General features: G+C 27.8%; 23 protein-coding genes. 9 read left to right on the plus strand and 14 right to left on the minus strand.

Annotated elements, in window-relative coordinates; genetic code table 11:
* Window positions 1–10 precede the first annotated feature (10 nt).
* Together MPF13_RS02860 and pth are read left to right on the plus strand one after the other, a co-directional pair.
* The gene (locus MPF13_RS02860) at window positions 11–604 is read left to right on the plus strand and encodes a 50S ribosomal protein L25/general stress protein Ctc (protein ID WP_249980804.1); all 594 of its coding nucleotides are present in this window, start codon (window positions 11–13) and stop codon (window positions 602–604) included.
* Between the two features lie 158 nt (window positions 605–762).
* Complete coding sequence (gene pth / locus MPF13_RS02865) at window positions 763–1,329, plus strand: aminoacyl-tRNA hydrolase (RefSeq protein WP_502924070.1); 567 nt, start codon at window positions 763–765, stop codon at window positions 1,327–1,329.
* Between the two features lie 59 nt (window positions 1,330–1,388).
* Here pth and MPF13_RS02870 read toward each other — a convergent pair whose 3' ends face one another.
* The 8 genes from MPF13_RS02870 to lysM form a co-directional block, all read right to left on the minus strand.
* Window positions 1,389–1,928 carry a hypothetical protein gene (locus MPF13_RS02870; RefSeq protein ID WP_249980806.1) on the minus strand — a complete coding sequence of 180 codons (540 nt, stop codon included), beginning with the start codon at window positions 1,926–1,928 and terminating at the stop codon, window positions 1,389–1,391.
* A gap of 63 nt (window positions 1,929–1,991) precedes the next feature.
* A complete protein-coding gene (locus tag MPF13_RS02875) occupies window positions 1,992–2,441 on the minus strand; it encodes a 6-pyruvoyl trahydropterin synthase family protein (RefSeq protein ID WP_249980807.1) in 450 nt (149 codons plus the stop codon).
* A 91-nt stretch (window positions 2,442–2,532) separates the two neighbouring features.
* Window positions 2,533–4,038 carry a GH3 auxin-responsive promoter family protein gene (locus MPF13_RS02880; protein WP_249980808.1) on the minus strand — a complete coding sequence of 502 codons (1,506 nt, stop codon included), beginning with the start codon at window positions 4,036–4,038 and terminating at the stop codon, window positions 2,533–2,535.
* Complete coding sequence (locus tag MPF13_RS02885; RefSeq protein WP_249980809.1) at window positions 4,038–4,904, minus strand: M23 family metallopeptidase; 867 nt, start codon at window positions 4,902–4,904, stop codon at window positions 4,038–4,040. The genes MPF13_RS02880 and MPF13_RS02885 overlap by 1 nt, the downstream gene beginning before the upstream one ends.
* 48 nt (window positions 4,905–4,952) lie before the next feature.
* Complete coding sequence (gene nadD, locus MPF13_RS02890) at window positions 4,953–5,537, minus strand: nicotinate (nicotinamide) nucleotide adenylyltransferase (protein WP_249980810.1); 585 nt, start codon at window positions 5,535–5,537, stop codon at window positions 4,953–4,955.
* 85 nt (window positions 5,538–5,622) lie between these two features.
* Complete coding sequence (gmk, locus tag MPF13_RS02895; protein WP_249980811.1) at window positions 5,623–6,198, minus strand: guanylate kinase; 576 nt, start codon at window positions 6,196–6,198, stop codon at window positions 5,623–5,625.
* A gap of 75 nt (window positions 6,199–6,273) precedes the next feature.
* Window positions 6,274–7,140 (minus strand): YicC/YloC family endoribonuclease, encoded by an 867-nt coding sequence (locus MPF13_RS02900; RefSeq protein WP_249980812.1) that lies wholly within the window; start codon window positions 7,138–7,140, stop codon window positions 6,274–6,276.
* A gap of 148 nt (window positions 7,141–7,288) precedes the next feature.
* Window positions 7,289–7,759, minus strand: a complete 471-nt coding sequence (lysM, locus tag MPF13_RS02905) for a peptidoglycan-binding protein LysM (protein WP_249980813.1) — start codon at window positions 7,757–7,759, stop codon at window positions 7,289–7,291.
* Between the two features lie 97 nt (window positions 7,760–7,856).
* Here lysM and upp point away from each other — a divergent pair, with 97 nt between their 5' ends.
* On the plus strand, window positions 7,857–8,510 hold the full coding sequence (gene upp / locus MPF13_RS02910; RefSeq protein WP_249980814.1) for a uracil phosphoribosyltransferase: 654 nt from the start codon (window positions 7,857–7,859) through the stop codon (window positions 8,508–8,510).
* On the opposite strand, the gene MPF13_RS02915 is transcribed toward upp, so the two are convergent.
* Window positions 8,505–9,434, minus strand: coding sequence for a DUF6427 family protein (locus MPF13_RS02915; protein ID WP_249980815.1), 930 nt, complete (start codon window positions 9,432–9,434; stop codon window positions 8,505–8,507). The two genes, upp and MPF13_RS02915, sit on opposite strands and share 6 nt — an antisense overlap.
* A 41-nt stretch (window positions 9,435–9,475) precedes the next feature.
* On the opposite strand from MPF13_RS02915, the gene MPF13_RS02920 reads away from it, so the two are divergent.
* The 3 genes from MPF13_RS02920 to MPF13_RS02930 are packed head-to-tail and all read left to right on the plus strand — an operon-like array spanning window position 9,476 to window position 10,733.
* Entirely contained in the window at window positions 9,476–9,697 is a 222-nt protein-coding gene (locus tag MPF13_RS02920) for a DUF6341 family protein (RefSeq protein WP_249980816.1), read from the plus strand.
* 9 nt (window positions 9,698–9,706) lie between these two features.
* Window positions 9,707–10,378 carry a tRNA (guanosine(46)-N7)-methyltransferase TrmB gene (gene trmB / locus MPF13_RS02925; protein WP_249980817.1) on the plus strand — a complete coding sequence of 224 codons (672 nt, stop codon included), beginning with the start codon at window positions 9,707–9,709 and terminating at the stop codon, window positions 10,376–10,378.
* Between the two features lie 22 nt (window positions 10,379–10,400).
* Window positions 10,401–10,733 (plus strand): MGMT family protein, encoded by a 333-nt coding sequence (locus MPF13_RS02930; RefSeq protein ID WP_249980818.1) that lies wholly within the window; start codon window positions 10,401–10,403, stop codon window positions 10,731–10,733.
* A 71-nt stretch (window positions 10,734–10,804) separates the two neighbouring features.
* Here MPF13_RS02930 and MPF13_RS02935 read toward each other — a convergent pair whose 3' ends face one another.
* The gene (locus MPF13_RS02935; RefSeq protein ID WP_249980819.1) at window positions 10,805–11,257 is read right to left on the minus strand and encodes a hypothetical protein; all 453 of its coding nucleotides are present in this window, start codon (window positions 11,255–11,257) and stop codon (window positions 10,805–10,807) included.
* A gap of 173 nt (window positions 11,258–11,430) precedes the next feature.
* Window positions 11,431–11,883, minus strand: coding sequence for a hypothetical protein (locus MPF13_RS02940; protein WP_249980820.1), 453 nt, complete (start codon window positions 11,881–11,883; stop codon window positions 11,431–11,433).
* A 173-nt stretch (window positions 11,884–12,056) separates the two neighbouring features.
* Between MPF13_RS02940 and MPF13_RS02945 the strand changes: the two genes are divergently transcribed.
* The 3 genes from MPF13_RS02945 (at window position 12,057) to MPF13_RS02955 (ending at window position 14,565) form a co-directional block, all read left to right on the plus strand.
* On the plus strand, window positions 12,057–13,190 hold the full coding sequence (locus MPF13_RS02945; RefSeq protein WP_249980821.1) for an Mrp/NBP35 family ATP-binding protein: 1,134 nt from the start codon (window positions 12,057–12,059) through the stop codon (window positions 13,188–13,190).
* A gap of 9 nt (window positions 13,191–13,199) precedes the next feature.
* Window positions 13,200–13,436, plus strand: a complete 237-nt coding sequence (locus MPF13_RS02950; protein ID WP_249980822.1) for a NifU family protein — start codon at window positions 13,200–13,202, stop codon at window positions 13,434–13,436.
* 73 nt (window positions 13,437–13,509) lie between these two features.
* A complete protein-coding gene (locus MPF13_RS02955) occupies window positions 13,510–14,565 on the plus strand; it encodes an NAD(P)/FAD-dependent oxidoreductase (protein WP_249980823.1) in 1,056 nt (351 codons plus the stop codon).
* A gap of 38 nt (window positions 14,566–14,603) precedes the next feature.
* Here MPF13_RS02955 and MPF13_RS02960 read toward each other — a convergent pair whose 3' ends face one another.
* Genes MPF13_RS02960 through MPF13_RS02970 form a run of 3 tightly spaced genes read right to left on the minus strand, consistent with a single transcriptional unit; the run spans window position 14,604 to window position 17,343 of the window.
* Window positions 14,604–14,957, minus strand: a complete 354-nt coding sequence (locus MPF13_RS02960) for a DUF6686 family protein (protein ID WP_249980824.1) — start codon at window positions 14,955–14,957, stop codon at window positions 14,604–14,606.
* Window positions 14,958–14,977: 20 nt separating this feature from the next.
* On the minus strand, window positions 14,978–17,041 hold the full coding sequence (locus MPF13_RS02965) for a PepSY-associated TM helix domain-containing protein (RefSeq protein ID WP_249980825.1): 2,064 nt from the start codon (window positions 17,039–17,041) through the stop codon (window positions 14,978–14,980).
* Complete coding sequence (locus tag MPF13_RS02970) at window positions 17,041–17,343, minus strand: hypothetical protein (RefSeq protein WP_249980826.1); 303 nt, start codon at window positions 17,341–17,343, stop codon at window positions 17,041–17,043. Before MPF13_RS02970 ends, MPF13_RS02965 begins: the two co-directional genes overlap by 1 nt.
* Window positions 17,344–17,533 lie beyond the last annotated feature (190 nt).

The raw sequence follows: 17,533 nt of genomic DNA on the forward strand, positions 1-17,533 counted from the left end.
AAACAAAGTAATGAAATCAATTACAATTAAAGGATCAAAAAGAGAAAGCGTAGGTAAAGTAGCTACTAAAGCCTTACGTAATGCTGGTATGGTTCCTTGCGTTATATACGGAGGAGAAAACCCAATACACTTTTCAGCAGAAGAAAAAGCGTTTAAAAACTTGGTATTTACTCCAAACGTTTATACAGCAAGTATTGATGTTGATGGACAAAAAATACCAGCTATTTTACAAGACATTCAGTTTCATCCAGTAACAGATAAAATTTTACACGTAGATTTTTATCAATTATTTGATGATAAAGAAATTACAATGAATATTCCTGTAAAATTAACTGGAACTTCTCCTGGTGTTTTAAGTGGAGGTGCTTTACGTTTTACAAATCGTAAATTAAAAGTAAAAGCATTACCTGCAAATTTACCAGATTTTATAACTGCAGACATTTCTGGATTAAAAATTGGTAATAAATTATTTGTAACGTCTTTACATAATGATGATTATACTTTTATGCACCCAGACAATACTGTTGTTGTACAAGTAAGAACTTCTCGTAATGCAACTGTATCTGCTGATGTAGAAGAAGAAACTACTGAAGCTGCAGAATAATTTTTGTAAACATAAGAATAGAAAAAGCGTTACTTTATAGTAGCGCTTTTTTATTGTTTTTAATTTATTTGAAGAACTTATGTTATTTTTGCAAAATGAGATTAAGAAACTTTTTATATAAAATATTGGGTATAAAAGTTGAATCTAAAGAAGAATTGATGAAGAAATTTTTAATTGTTGGTTTAGGAAATATTGGTGATAAATATACCAATACACGTCATAATATTGGCTTTAAAATTGTTGATGAAGTTGCAGAAGAGCATAAAACTACTTTTGAAACTGAAAAATTAGGAGATGTTGCATCTTTTAGATTTAAAGGAAGAACATTTGTTTTGTTAAAACCAAGTACGTTTATGAATTTAAGCGGAAAAGCAGTAAAATATTGGATGGATAAAGAAAAAATATCTGTTGAAAATGTTATGATTGTTACAGATGATGTAAATATTGATTTTGGTACCATTCGTATAAAAGCAAAAGGTTCTGCTGGCGGACACAATGGATTAAAAGATATTGAAGCTAAGTTAAATACTCAAAAGTATACACGTTTTAGATTTGGTGTTGGAGGAAATTATTCTAGAGGAAGACAAGTAGATTTTGTTTTAGGAGAATGGACCAAAGAAGAAACAAGTTTGTTAATAGAACGTTTACCAACATCTGCAAAAGCTATTACTTCTTTTGGTACTGCAGGATTAGCAAACACAATGAATACTTTTAATGGAAAATAAAACTAAACAAAAAAGCTACCTAATAATAGGTAGCTTTTTTGTTTAGTTTTATTAGAACTCTATTTTCTAACTAAGCCAATAGAGCCATTAAAAGTTAAAGTAGAATTACCATCTGTTTCAATTATTTCTTGTTCTATAGTAGCACCAGTTTCTTTAAAAGATTTAATACTAAAAACACCATCAATAAAATCACCACTTTGTTGATTAAAAGTTATTGTGTTATCTATTGTATTTAATTGGTAAGTACCAGATGAATTAAAAACTATAATTTCATTATCTGTAATTGTACTACCAGTATTAGGTTTTTCTGTAATTACATTTCTATATTTTCCTGAAGCAGTAAAAGTTCCGTTTGCATTTATAATAAAACTAATATCATCAAAAGAATCTGCAACACCATTAATTGTAGTTAAAACAATACTTGAGTTTCCTGAGCTAGAAGTAATTGTTTCTACTTCTTTATAAGTAATACTATTTATATCATAAGAACCTGCAAAATTAGAAGATGTTAGCTCAAATGGAGGTGTACTTTCATCACTACTACAGCTAGTAATAGAAACAGAAATAAGTAGGGTTAAAATAAATTTTAAGATTTTCATAATGTTTATTTTTTTCAAATATAACTTATAATTATAGTTGATATTGTTTGAAGTTATAAAAAACTAATTTTCACTTGCATACCATTCTGCAAAACTAGAGTCAGTTTCTTTTAATTTTATAGAATGTAATTTAATGTTTTCTGGCAATCTGTTTTTAATTTTTTCAGCAAAGTCAATTACCATCATTTCACTTGTTGGTTGATAATCTACTAAAATAACATGGTGACCTCTATCAATTAATTCTTTAGCCAACTCAACATGAGGTGTGTTTTTATTAAACACAGTAGCATGGTCAAAAACATCAACAATTTCTTCGTTCACAATCTTTTTTAAATCTCCAAAATCTATCACCATTCCAAATTTTACGTTTGTATTATCGGTTATAGGTTTCCCAGAAACAGTAACAGAAAGTTTGTAAGAATGCCCATGAACATTTTTACACTTACCATCATAACCATACAATGCATGACCCGTTTCAAAATTGAATTGTTTTGTAATTCTAATAGTACTCATTAACGTCTGTTTCTAAATTTGTTGTAAAAGTATACAATTACTAAAGCTATAGCTAATCCTATAAATAAAAAATCTCCTCCCATTTTGTATGTTATTGTTGTTCTTCAATTAAAAAATTTTGTAAAACATCAGCAATTTTTCGGTTATCAGATAATTGCGGAATCTTGTTTTGTCCACCAAATTTACCAATAGATTTCATATATTCATGAAACCCACCTTTTTTAACTTTTCTGATTATTAAAGGTCGTAAAACTTTACCTTCAATTAAATCGAAATAGTAGATGTTTTGTGCTTGCATAGAAGCATCAACTTTTTTAGCAAACTCTTCTAAGTTTTTTGGTTCATTTTCAAATTCTATAAACCATTCATGATAAGGTAACCCACTTTCTGGATTTACCTGTGGAGCCACAGTAAACTCACTAATATTAATATTTGTACCCAAAATAGAATCGTTTAAAGCTTTTTCTACTTCTTTACCAATAACATGCTCGCCAAAAGCAGAAATAAAATGTTTTATACGCCCTGTAACTTTTATTCTATAAGGTTTTGTTGATGTAAATTCTACAGTATCACCAATGTTGTAACCCCAAAGACCAGCAGTAGTATTTAAAATGATAACATAGTTTACACCTACTTTTACATCTTTTAAAGAAATTCTTGTAGGGTTTTCATCAAAAAATTCATTTGCAGGAATAAACTCATAGAAAATACCAGAATTTAGTTGTAAAAGCATTCCCTTTTCTGTTTGAGAATCTTGATAAGCAATAAAACCTTCTGATGCTGGATATAATTCTATGTAATCTATTTTTTTCCCTATTAAGCTTTCAAATTTATTTTTATAAGGTTCAAAATTTACACCACCGTAAATAAAGAAATTAAAATTTGGAAACAATTCTGAAACTGATTTTCCTGTTTTTTCAATTAATTTTTCAAAATACATTTGTACCCAAGAAGGAATTCCGCTAATTACAGACATGTCTTCATGAATAGTTTCTTCTACAATTGCATTTACTTTAGTATCCCAATCTTCTATACAATTGGTTTCCCAACTTGGTAATCTGTTTTTTAATAAATATTGGGGTACATAATGTGCTACAATACCACTTAATCGACCTAGTTTTACACCATTCTTATCACTTAAAACAGGGCTTCCTTGTAGAAAAATCATTTTTCCGTTTACAAAACTTGCATCTTTTTTTTCTACAATATAAAACAACAAGGCATTTCTTGCAGCCTTAATATGTGTAGGCATAGAATCTTTAGTAATAGGAATGTATTTTGCACCAGAAGTAGTTCCAGAAGTTTTGGCAAAATACAATGGTTTTCCTGTCCAAAGAACATCAGATTCTCCAGCAACAATTCTATCTACATAAGGTCTTAAACCTTCATAATCTGTAACTTTTACTTCTTTTTTAAAATCTTCATAAGAATTGATATTCTCAAAATTATGATCTTTACCAAAAGCAGTTTTTTTTCCTTTAAAAATTAACTTTTTAAAAACTCTTTCTTGAGTTTTAAGAGGATTTTTTGCCCATTTGTTTACTTTTTTTGTAGCAAATTTAGCAAACGGAAGTGCAAAAATAGATTTGATACTCATTACTTAAAATCTATAAAATTAGTTGGGTTTACAGTATAACCACCATTCCAAAGTTCAAAATGCAAATGAGGTCCTGTTGTTAGTTCTCCTGTAGAGCCAACAGTAGCAATTACTTCACCAGATTTTACAAAATCTCCTTGTTCTTTTAGTAAATTACCATTGTGTTTGTATACAGAAATATATTCTTTTGCATGTTTTAAAATGATAACGTAACCAGTTTCTGTTGTCCAGCCAGAAAAAATTACGGTACCATCTGCTGTTGCTTTTATTGGGTCTCCAGTTTTTGCTGTTATATCTACAGCAAAATGTTTAGAAGTAGCATCAAAATTTTGTGAAATAGCACCATTTAAAGGAGCAAAAAAGACTATTTTAACTGAACTCTCTGTGTTATTCTGTAAAGAAAATCGAGTTTCACTTTCTACTTTTTCTCTAAATAATGAATCTTCTTTAGAGGCATTTAATTTACTTTCGTCTATTAAACGTTGTCTTGCTTCAGTTTGAATAGAGTCTATACTTTCTGGTTCTATTTCACCAGTTAAAACAGGTTTTAATGCTTTTGTATAGTTTTCTATTAAGGCTAATTTTATTTTTAAAGAATCTGCTTCAAAAGTTAATTTAGCAGCTTTTCTTTTTAATGCTGTAGAAGAATAACCTGGTATGTATTCTTTTATTGGTGTAAATGCAATTAAAACAGTGGTTACTGCAATTAATAAAATAGAGAAAACACCTCCTAAAACAAATACGTTTAAACGCGATAGTTTTAATGAAAAACGCTCTTCAAAAGTGTCTTCATTTAAAACAACTAACCTGTATTTATCTGTTAGTTTTTGTTTAAGTTTTCCTTTCTTTTTATCTTTTTTAGCCACAAAATGTTATTTGATGTTTAACAAATATACAACGAATTTAATGTGATATTATTTTCTGTAAAAATTCATCTCATCTACATATTCCCAAACCTCTTTTGTTAAAAGTGGTTTTATGTTTTTCTTGTCTTTAATTCCGTTTCTAATTGCAGTTGAAGATATTTGTACAATTGGTGCATCAACTTTATGAATTTTTGAGTGGTTTTTAAACTGATGTTCAACCATACCATCTGCTATTCTTGGATACACATAAATGTGATGATGCTCTAAAATAGTTTCATAATTTTTCCATTTATGTAAACTTTTTAAATTGTCTTCTCCCATAATTAAACAGAATTCTTTTTCTGGATGTATTTCAGAAATATGAGCTAAAGTATGTACTGTATAATTGGGTTGAGCTAATTTAAACTCTATGTCTGAAGGTTTAATTTTTGGGTAATCTTCAGTTGCTTTATATACCATTTCAAAACGATGATGATTGTCTAGCAAAGAACTTTTCTTTTTAAAAGGATTGTGTGGTGTAACTACCATCCAAATTTCATCTAAATCTGAATGCTCTACCATATGATTGGCAATAATTAAATGCCCAACATGAATTGGATTGAAAGTACCAAAATAAAGACCAATTTTACTCATAACTTTTGTTTGAAGTTTGAAGAAGGGAGTTTGAAGAGTCGGTTTTGTTTTCCCAACTTCACATTTCCAACTTCATGCCTTTTTATTATTTCAAAAAATCATCAACCAATTCTTCTGCTTCTTTAAGAGCAACATCTAAATCGTAATTTTTAATGATTGTATCAAATTGAGGAGCAGTTGCTAACTCTACAGATGCTTTTGCAATACGCATGTTAATTTTGTCTTCGCTTTCTGTAGAACGCTTTTTTAATCGAATTTTTAATTCATCTACACTTGGTGGTTTTACAAAAACAGCTAAAGTTTGTTCTGGAAATTTCTTTTTAATTCTTAAACCTCCAACAACATCAATATCAAAAATAACATGTTTTTTTAACGCCCAAATACGTTCTACTTCGCTTTTTAAAGTTCCGTAAAAGTTATCTCTATAAACTTCTTCCCACTCTAAAAATTCATCATTTTTAATTTTACTTTTAAAGTCTTCTAAAGTAATAAAATAATAATCTTCACCATGTTTTTCTGTTCCTCTGGCATCTCTAGAGGCACAAGAAATAGAAAACTCTAAATTAAATTTTTCTTGACTTAATAAATGACGCACAATAGTTGTTTTACCTGAACCAGAAGGTGCTGAAAAGACGAATAATTTTCCTTTAAAATCTGACATATAGTTGTTTTTGATTATTAGATTTTGATTGATGGTTTTTTTACGAATAACCAAAAATCCTCAACTAATAACTAATTATAATACGTTTAAAATTTGTTCTTTTATTTGTTCTAATTCGTTTTTCATTTGAATAACAGCTTTTTGCATTGGTGCAAAATTTGCCTTAGAACCAGTAGTGTTAATTTCTCTACCCATTTCTTGAATTACAAAGCCTAATTTTTTTCCATTAGAATCTGGTGTTGCAAGTGTTTCTAAAAAGTAGTCTAAATGATTTGCTAAACGAACTTTTTCTTCATTAATATCTAACTTTTCTAAATAATAAATAAGTTCTTGTTCAAACCTATTTTCGTCAGTTTCTACTTTTAGGTCATCAATAGCTTTTTTTAATCTTGCTTTTACGTTTTCTACTCTATCTCCATCTAAAGCTTTTACTTCTTCTAAATATATTTTAATGTTTGATATTCTTTCTTTAAAATCAATTTCTAAAGAAGCAGCTTCATCAATCCTATATTGTACAATTTCTTTTATAGCGATGTCAATATTTTCATTGATAAGATTCCATTCATTTTCATCTAATTCTTCACGTTCTGTTTTTAATGCATCTGGCATTCTAACAGCCATTTTTAATAACTCTACATCATCAGAAGAACCTGTTTGAACAACATTTCTAAGTTGTTGCATGTAATCTTTAACTACACCATGGTTTACTGTAGTAGAAGTTTCATCTGCAGTCATTTCTACAAAAATTGAAAAATCTACTTTACCACGAACTAAAGCTTTTGCTAGTTTTTTACGAACAGATAATTCTTTTTCTTTGTAATAAGAAGGAATACGAACGTTTAAATCTAGGTTTTTACTATTTAAAGATTTAATTTCTATGGTTACTTTTTTAGTAGGTAGCTGTAATACAGATTTACCATAACCAGTCATAGATTGAATCATAAAATCAACGTTTTAGATGAACTGCAAATATAGTTTTTATTTAACAGAATTATCTACTTGTTTTAGAGCTATAAATAACAATTAAAAGCATAAAAAAAGAGCTTCAATTTAATTGAAACTCTTAAAGTTTTGGTTGATTAACTTTTGATTAGTCCACTAAAGGTGGAATTCTTAAAACCTGACCAGGGTAAATTTTATCTGGATGTGATAACATTGGTTTGTTTGCTTCAAAAATTACTGGATATTTCATTGCATTACCATAATAATTTTTTGCAATTTTACCTAAAGTATCTCCACTTTCTACAGTATGAAATTGAGCCATTGCAGCTTCTTCTATAACTTCTATTTCTGCAACTGTTAAGCTATCATCTACAGATGAAACACCATTTGTATTACCTACAGCAATAACAACTTTTTCTTTAGTTGCTATATCTGCAGCTTCTCCTGTTAGTTTAACAGCATCATCATCTACCTCTATACCTAAGTCTTTAATTTCTAGGTTTAACCCAGTAATTATTTCTCTTAACTGATTCGATTTTTCTGCATTTTCTTCTTCTGTTGTTTTTCCAATGCCGAAAACTGCTGCTCCTGCATTTTTAATGAATGAAAAAATTCCCATTTTTTTTGATTTTTTTGTTAATATTTTGATTTTTTGTGTAATGCCAAGATACAAATTTTAAGCAATTTCTTTACATTTGTTAATATAAAATATACAAATGATAATTCATCACATACAAAAAGAGAATTCTATTCTTAATAAATTTATATCGGAAATTAGAGATGTAAAAATTCAAAAAGATTCACTTCGTTTTCGAAGAAATATAGAAAGAATAGGAGAGGTTTTAAGTTATGAATTAAGTAAACAATTATCTTATTCTAGTATTAATATTGAAACTCCTTTAGCAAAAAAAGAAGAGCAATTACTTAGTAACGATATTGTTTTATGTTCTATTTTAAGAGCAGGTTTACCTTTGCATCAAGGATTGTTAAATTATTTTGATGATGCAGAAAATGCCTTTATTTCTGCTTATCGTAATCACCCAAATAATGATGCAGAGTTTGAAATTGTGGTAGAGTATTTTGCATCACCCTCTATAAATAATAAAACTTTATTATTAGCAGATCCAATGTTAGCCACAGGTCAGTCTTTAGTGGCAGTTTTAGAAGCAATAAAAAAATACGGTACTCCAAAAGAAATTCATATTGTTGCTGTAATTGGGTCTGAAGAAGGAATAGAGTTTATAAAAGATAAATTCCCAGAAAATACTCATTTATGGATTGCAGCAATAGATAGTGAGTTAAATGATAAAGGTTATATAGTTCCTGGTTTAGGAGATGCTGGAGATTTAGCTTTTGGGTCTAAATTATAACCAAAAATAAGTTATAACTGTTATTGCAATTAATAAGCTAAAAAGGATATCTTTAATGAAGTTTTTTTGAATAACTTCAAAACCATTTGCAATTATTACAGATGCAGGTATTAAAAATAAAACAATTTCAGATCCGTTTTTATTAGATACTATTAAAGCAAATAATATTGCAATAATTAAATTGATAATTAAAAGAAGCCAACTTTTTTTAAATGAATTATTTACAGATAAAGCTTTTGGCGATTTTAATAAAACAGCACAAATTGTAAGTAAAAGTGTTGTTAAAAAGATGTAGAAGAAATAATTATCTGTATAAATAGATAAATTATTACTAATTTCTAGGTTAATTATTTTTGTGAAAGCAAAAGTAGAATCTTGCCATAATAAATAAGCAAAATAGATTATTATAGGTGAAATAAACCCTAAAACAGGTGTTAATAATGTATGAATGGTTAGCTTTTGTTGTAATAAAATTGCTGCATAAACTAGAATTATAAAAAGTAAAGAAGAAGGTTCTAGAATACACATTATACCCAACCAAAAACCACTATCAAATATTTTTTGAATTACATTTTTAGAAGATCTTAAACTGTATAGTTTTCTTAAAAAAAGAAGGTGAATTAATATAGAAGACAACGTTTTAAAATCTAAAAGAACAGTTGTAAATAAAGCTAATCCTAAGGTAAATATGAAATAAGCATAAGAATTATCAAACGTTAGTTTGTTTTTAGTTACTACAAAATGATAAAAGAAAAAAATTGCTAAAAAAAGCATTAAAAAAGATATATTTTCTAGCGCTTTAATCCATGTAAAATTCTCATTAAAAAGGTCTGAAAAAACAGAAAATAGGAAGAAACTAAAAAACAATCCTAAGTAGAATATAAAATTGATTGGTTTAGATTTCTCTAAAAAATTGGCTAGCATTGTTTCTTTTGTTATTTTTGCAGTGTAAAGATAATTAAGTTATGATAGCAAGCAATATTTTTAGATGGATTGGTAGTTTATTTACTGATTTATTATTTCTTCCTTTTGAGTGGTTACGTACAAGTGTAGCACATGCAGATTTAGGGTGGTGGGTTTCTAACGCCGTAAACTGGGGATTTCTAGTAGTTTTATTAGTTTTATTCGCTTATTGGATGGGACAATCTAGAAAATTTGTAAAAGAAGGAACTGAAGACAGAGCTTAATTTTACACATTGGGAAGCAAAAACAAATTAAAACGTTTCAAAGAAAATGAAACGTTCAAAAATGTCATTCAACCAACAAGAGAAGAAGTTGTAACAGGTTTTTCTCATAAAGGTAAGTGGCATTCTTTTTTTGGAAACAACAATCCTATTGTTGTAGAGTTAGGTTGTGGTAAAGGAGAATATACTATAGCCTTAGCAAGAAAAAATCCAAATAAAAACTATATTGGTATAGATATTAAAGGTGCTCGTTTTTGGCGAGGAGCAAAAACTGCAATAGAAGAGAACTTACCTAATGTAGCTTTTGTTAGAACTCAAATAGAATTGGTAGATTTTATTTTTGCAGAAAATGAAGTGTCTGAAATTTGGATAACTTTCCCAGATCCACAAATTAAATTTCAACGCACCAAACATAGAATGACAAATTCTAGTTTTTTAAAGAAATATAATCATATTTTAAATGAAGAAGGAATCATGAATTTAAAAACAGATTCTGAATTTATGCATGGTTATACTTTGGGTTTATTACATGGAGAAGGACATGAAATTTTATATGCAAATCATAATGTATATAAAAATCAAGGAGCTCCAAAAGAAGTAACAGAAACCCAAACTTTCTATGAAAATCAATATTTAGAAGTAGGAAAACCAATTACTTATATTCAATTTAGGTTGAAATATTAGTAGGTTTTTATATCTTCACTTCGTGAAAGAATCTGATAATTTTTTTGATAAAGTTTATAAAATAGCACGTTTAATTCCTCATGGTAGAGTTACGAGTTATGGAACAATTGCAACTTATTTAGGTGCAGCAAGATCTGCAAGAATGGTTGGTTGGGCTATGAACAAAGCACATTATTTAGAAGATATTCCTGCTCATAGAGTAGTAAATAGAAAAGGTATTCTTACAGGTAAACATCACTTTGATGGTACCAACTTAATGCAACAATTATTAGAAAGCGAAGGTGTTGTAGTTGTTGAAAATCAAATTCAAGATTTTGAAAAAATATTTTGGAATCCAACTAATGAATTGCACTAATTCTTGTTTGTGTAAAATAAAAAACCCCATCAAAATTTGATGAGATTTTAATTAGAAAGTGGAGGCAAAGTTTATTTAATTTTGATAAAGCTTCCTTTATAAGTTTTATTTTTAAAACGCGAATTATAAAAATATTGATTGTTTCTAATTTTTGTAATTTCTGAGGTCAATTCTTGACCCACTTTAAACGAAGAACCATTTAGCTCTATATCTGTAATTACGAGTTTGTATTCGTATTTAGACAACCATTTAATCTTTGCTTTAATGTATTTGTTATTAGGATGATATTCGTAGTAAAAACCATCTTTAATTTCAATTAAAATTTCTTTTTTACGAAAGTTATAGGTGTATTTTCCATCTTCTAAAACAACGTCTTTAACTTCTAAGTCATTTCCAATAGAATAAATTTTAGCATCTGTTTTAAAGTAGCTTACTTGTGCAATATCTTGAGAAAAAGATGTTTGATAATTAAAAGAAATTAGTATTAATAAAGTAATAAAAATAAGTTGCTTTCTACGTTTCAAAATATTTGTTTTTAAATTCTGTGCGAAAGTATACTTAGATAATGAAGTAGTTTTTTGTTACCGTTTGAAAAACAATTTTCTAATGATGAATTGCAATAAATTTTCGATAAACTAAAATGCCAAAACTCCTAATCGATTAAAATTAGGAGTTGAATTTATTTTTAAAACTAGTTTTATTTTACTTTTTTAAAACTACCTTTTCCAGTTTTGTTATTAAAACGAGAAGTATAAAAGTATTCATCTCCTTTAATTTTTACAATTTCTGCAGTAAGTTCATCACCAACCTTAAAAGGAACACCTCTTCTTTCAATATCTACAATAATAAGTTTGTATTCATATTCAGAAATCCAATCAATTTTAGCTTTAATAAACTCATTTTTAGGGTGATATTCGTAATAAATACCATTTTTAATTTCTATTAAAATATCATTTTCTCTAAACTTGTAGGTGTATTTGCCATCTTCTAAGACAGCGTTGTTTACAACTATATCATTAGAAATAGAATACATTTTAGACACAGGTTTTAAGTAAATACTTTGTGCTAAATCTTGAGAAAAAGAAGTCTGAAAATTAAAAGAAATAAACAGTAAGAATATCACAGACCTTAGGGTGTTTGTGCTTTTCATAATTTTGGGGGATTAAATTATTTTTCTAAATATAATAAATTTTTTTTAAAATGGTATATAAGTCTGATTTAAAATATTTTAATAATAGTATTTACTGCATATATTTCATTAATAAGTTTTTTAAAAAAAGTATCTTTGTAAGTCTAAAAATTAAATAAATTAAAATCTCTAAAATGAGTTTTAAAAAACAAGATATATATAAAGCATTAGAAACTATTACAGCTCCTGGTGAGGGTAAGAGTTTAATAGAAAATAATAATGTTACAAATGTAGTAACTTTTGGCAATGAGGTAATTGTAGATGTTACTATAAGCAATCCTACTTTACAGGCTAAAAAGAAAATTGAAACAGAAATTACAAAAGTAATTCAATCTAAAGTAGATGAAAATATTGATGTAAAAATCAATTTAAAAGTAGTTGCAGCTGCTCCAAAAGAAAATCCTAACTTAATTAGAGGAAAAGAAATTCCTAATATTAAAAATATTATTGCAATTGCATCTGGTAAAGGTGGTGTAGGTAAATCTACTATAACTGCTAATACAGCTATTGCATTATCTAAAATGGGCTTTAATGTAGGTGTTTTAGATGCAGATGTTTATGGTCCTTCTCAGCACATTATGTTTAATGTAGAAAGAGAAAAACCACTTTCTGTTAAAGTTGAAGGTCGTTCTAAAATGAAACCGATAGAAAATTATGGTGTTAAATTATTGTCTTTAGGGTTTTTTACAGATCCAGATCAAGCAGTAATTTGGAGAGGTCCTATGGCTTCTAAAGCCTTAAATCAATTAATTTTTGATGCAGATTGGGGAGAATTAGATTTTCTTTTAATTGATTTACCTCCAGGAACAGGAGATGTACATTTATCTATTGTACAAGCTTTACCAATTAATGGTGCAGTTGTAGTAAGTACACCTCAAAATATTGCTTTAGCAGATGCTAAAAAAGGGGTTGCAATGTTTAAACAAGAAAACATTAATGTACCAGTTTTAGGAATCATAGAAAACATGGCATATTTTACTCCAGAAGAATTACCTAATAATAAATATTATATCTTTGGACAAGATGGAGCAAAAAATTTAGCAGAAGATATTGATACTAAATTTTTAGGAGAAGTGCCATTGGTACAAAGTATTAGAGAATCTGGAGATGTTGGTCATCCAGTAGCGTTACAAGAAGGTACAATTTTAGAGAAATCATTTAATGATATTACTAAAGAAATGGTTTCAGAATTATTAAAAAGAAATGCTAATTTGCCTCCAACAGAAGTTGTTAGAATTACAACTATGAGTGGATGTAGCACAAAATAAATTAGATTTATGACAGCAGAAGAAACACTAAGTAATGTAGAAAAAGCTTTAGATGAAATCCGTCCTTTTTTAATTAGTGATGGGGGTAATATTAAACTTTTATCTATAGAAGATACTATTGTAAAAGTACAATTAGAAGGTGCTTGTACAGGTTGCTCTGTAAATCAAATGACATTAAAAAACGGAGTAGAAGCAACAGTAAAAAAGTATGCTCCACAAATTAAAGAAGTAATTAATGTAGGGTAATTCTTATGTGACTTTTGTCACACTTAGAATTATTTGATTTGGTTATTTTTGGACAACTCTTATTTTTAATGGTATGATAACAACAGATATTTTAATTATTGGAGCTGGCCCTACAGGTTTATTTACTGTTTTTGAAGCTGGCTTATTAAAGTTACGCTGTCATTTAATTGATGCACTTCCACAAGCTGGAGGGCAATGTTCAGAAATTTATCCTAAAAAACCAATTTACGATATTCCTGCTTATCCAGAAATTTTAGCTGGTGACTTAACAGATAAATTAATGGAACAAATTAAACAATTTGAACCAGGATTTACCTTAGGAGAAAGAGCAGATACTGTAGAAAAACAAGAAGATGGTACTTTTATAGTAACTACAAATAAAGGAACAAAACACCATGCTCCAATTGTAGCAATTGCAGGAGGTTTAGGAAGTTTTGAACCTAGAAAACCGCCAATTCCTAATATTGCAGATTTTGAAGATAAAGGAGTTGAGTATATTATTAGAGATCCTGAGTTTTATAGAAATAAAAAAGTAGTTATTTCTGGTGGAGGTGATTCTGCCTTAGATTGGTCTATTTTTTTAACAGATGTTGCTTCAGAGGTTACTTTAATTCATAGAAGAAATGAGTTTAGAGGTGCTTTAGATTCTGTAGACAAAGTACAAGAATTAAAAGACGAAGGTAAAATTAGAATGATAACTCCTGCAGAAGTAAAAGGTATTGTAGGAACAGATAAAGTAACTGGTGTTTCTGTTGTAAAAAAGGGTGAAGAACCATTTACTATTGCAACAGATCATTTTATTCCATTGTTTGGTTTGTCACCAAAATTAGGTCCTATTGCAAATTGGGGATTAGAAATAGAAAAAAATGCCATAAAAGTTAACAATGCTTTAGATTATCAAACTAATATTCCTGGTATTTATGCCATTGGAGATGTTAACACATATCCAGGAAAATTAAAATTGATTTTATGTGGATTTCATGAAGCTACATTAATGTGTCAAAGTGCTTATCAAAGAATATTTCCAGATAAAAAATATGTAATGAAATACACAACAGTTGGTGGTGTAGATGGTTTTGATGGAACTAGAAAAGAAGCACCTAAAGCTGTAGTTAAAAAGATAGAGTAATCCTACTTAACACTTAGAGTTGATAGTCGTTATTTTAATTAATTTAAAAGCATAGGATAATCAATTTCTGTAAAATCAATTAGGTCACTTTTATAATTATTATCAATACCTAGTAAAATACGTAATGCTTTAATTTCATTTAAATCAAATATTAATATTAAATTTTGATGAGAAGTAGGAATTGGTATTTTTCTTTTCTGAACATAATAATCCTTAAAACCTAACCAATAATAAACATCTATTTGTGATACGTAATATTTAAATTTATAAAGTTGATCTTTTGTAAATTGAAAGAAAATATTATTAAAAGTTAAAGCATATGTATTACAATCCTTACAAAAAGAAAGTTCTCCGTTTTTTACCCTTGCTATAATTTCTGAATTTTGACACATCGTTTTTTTATGAAAAATTATTATGCTTTTCTCCAGAGATTTAAGTTTCTAATTAAGAAAACACTGGCAGTAGAAACTAGAGCTAACATAAATATTTCTGATATGTTAGAACTTTCTAATATGATAGCTTCTATAAAGTGATAAATGTTGTAAATACCAGCAATTATTGCCCAAATAAAAGACATCCAAATAAACCATTTTTTAGAAACTTCTAAGGTTAATAAAGCAAAAAACAAACAAAGACCTTCAAAAATAATTCTATAAATATGATGTGCTAAAGGCGCTTCTCCTGTTGCGTTTTCTAAAATTAAAGTTTCATTATAATAGATGTTAAAAAGGCCATACATGTGGTGTACAATCCAACCCATTCCTAAAAATAGCCAAAGGATTACAATTTTTGTTTTCATAGGTATTTCGTTTTTATTTATTTCTGTTTTTGATGTTTTTTCTATTTTAGAAGTTGTTTTGCTTTTTTCTTCTAACAACAATTGTTTTCTGTTTTTATAATCTATTGGATGTTTGGTAAAAGCACTTTGTTCTTTAATTGTAGGTTTAATTTTTAAATACACTAGAAAAGCTGTTGTAGATAAGAATATCCAAAGAATATCTACAGAGAAAATTTCTATTTGATTATTCTTATATGTATTCCAAATCCAATTATTAGATACAATACCGTTTACAATTGGAATTAAAATACCTAAAATTGCACCAGATAATAAGGTTGTTTTGTTGGTAAAATAATTATCTCTTTTGTATCTAAAATAGAGAGTTGCAATGAACCAAGTTGTAAAAAAGAAAAAGTACAATATGTCCATTCTTTGGTTCATATAAGATTCTGGCAATAACTTTACTAAAAGAAAAGATAAAGCTGTAATAGGAAACATAGACAAGCAAATTGCCAAATAAAAATGACCAACTTTTGTGGTGTACAAACGTTGTTTTAGAGTCATGCTTTTTTTATTACGTGCTTCTATGTAAATTAAGACTCCAGTTATAATTACAAAACAGGTAATAAAAGCCAGTATAAAATAGATGATTTTAACCCAGAATCCGCCAAAATCTGCAAAATGTAATCTAGCTAATAATCTTTGAGAATCTTCTAGGTAACTTAATTTATTGGGGTCTTTAATTTCTTCAATTTTACCTGTGTAAGCATTGTAAACAATTCTACCAATACCAATATATTTTTCTTGGTCACTTAGTTCTCCAATTAAAACATACTCCATATTATTGCCTTTATAATTTCTTATAAAAGCTCTTGTTAAATGAAATTCATTCCAAGTATCGTTTGTTTTCTTAGCAAAAGAATTAAAGCTAAAAACTTCTTGATTGGTTGTTTTTACCCACTCATAATTTTTTCTTGCAGGACGTACATCTTCAATTAATTTATCTTGATTACCATTATATAAAAATGTGGCAGGTAAGAGTACTAAAATACCTATGCCTAGATAGGCTCCTGTTACTGCAAATATAAATTGAAAAGGTAAACCAATAATTCCAAGAGCAGTATGAGAATCTGTCCAAATACGTTTTAAAGTTACTTTTGGATTAAATTGATAAAAATTTGAAACTATTTTTTTCCAATGTATAATTACACCAGTTACAATAGCAAATAAAAAAAATAGCGAAACAAAACCCGATAAATATTGCCCTATAAAAGGAAGTTGCCTAAAATAATGTAATCTATATAAAAACTCTCCTAAGCTATATTGTTCTTCATAAGTTTTTTCTTCAAAAGTATTGGTGCCTATAAAAAATATCTTTCTTTCAAGGTCAATTTTATTGTTAATTGAGTCTTTTTGTATATCAAGAGCAACAGAAATTTTATCACTTTTAAAATTTAGATTTAATTGTAAATCTCTACCTGTTAAATTGTACTCTTTGTCTAGATTGTTTAATATTTTATCAAAATCTACATTTTTTTTCTCAATATGTTTTACTTCTTTTCCCTCTTCCCATAAAGAAATTTCGTCTTTAAATAAAGAAAAAGCACCAGCAAAGAAAATTACATAAAGAGCTACACTTATTACAATGCCACTTACTGTGTGTGTATTAAAAAATACATTATAATTTCTTTTACTCATTATATAAAAGGATTTTGTTGTTTTCCATAAAAGTAGATAGCATAAAGAAGCACAGATATTAATAGATATAAAGCCCAAACTTTCCATCCGTTTTTAAACAAATAAGGAATAATTAATAATACTCCCCAAAGAATAAAAACAGTATAAATAGATGTTATTAAAACTTCTTTATGGTTTGGTAACCATAAGGCTAATGATAAATGAAAAAGTGCAGTTATTATATAACCTCCTATTATTCCTGCAGTTATTTTAGCAAATTTTTGCCATGAGTTAGTTGTTAAATACTTTTTGTTTGCAGGCATTTTATAGGTTTAAAATTGTTTCTAGAATTAGAGAGGTAATACATAGAACTATAATGTGTTTTTTAGTAAATATTTTTAATGGATACAAAACAATAATTAAACTTAATATTGTAGATAAAGTAAAAATCCAAAAGAGAAAACCACTTGTTAATCCGAAAAAAAATAGAGAAAATGTAAGTGTTATAAATAA

This window comes from Polaribacter sp. Z022 (assembly GCF_023555495.1).
GTDB lineage: Bacteria > Bacteroidota > Bacteroidia > Flavobacteriales > Flavobacteriaceae > Polaribacter.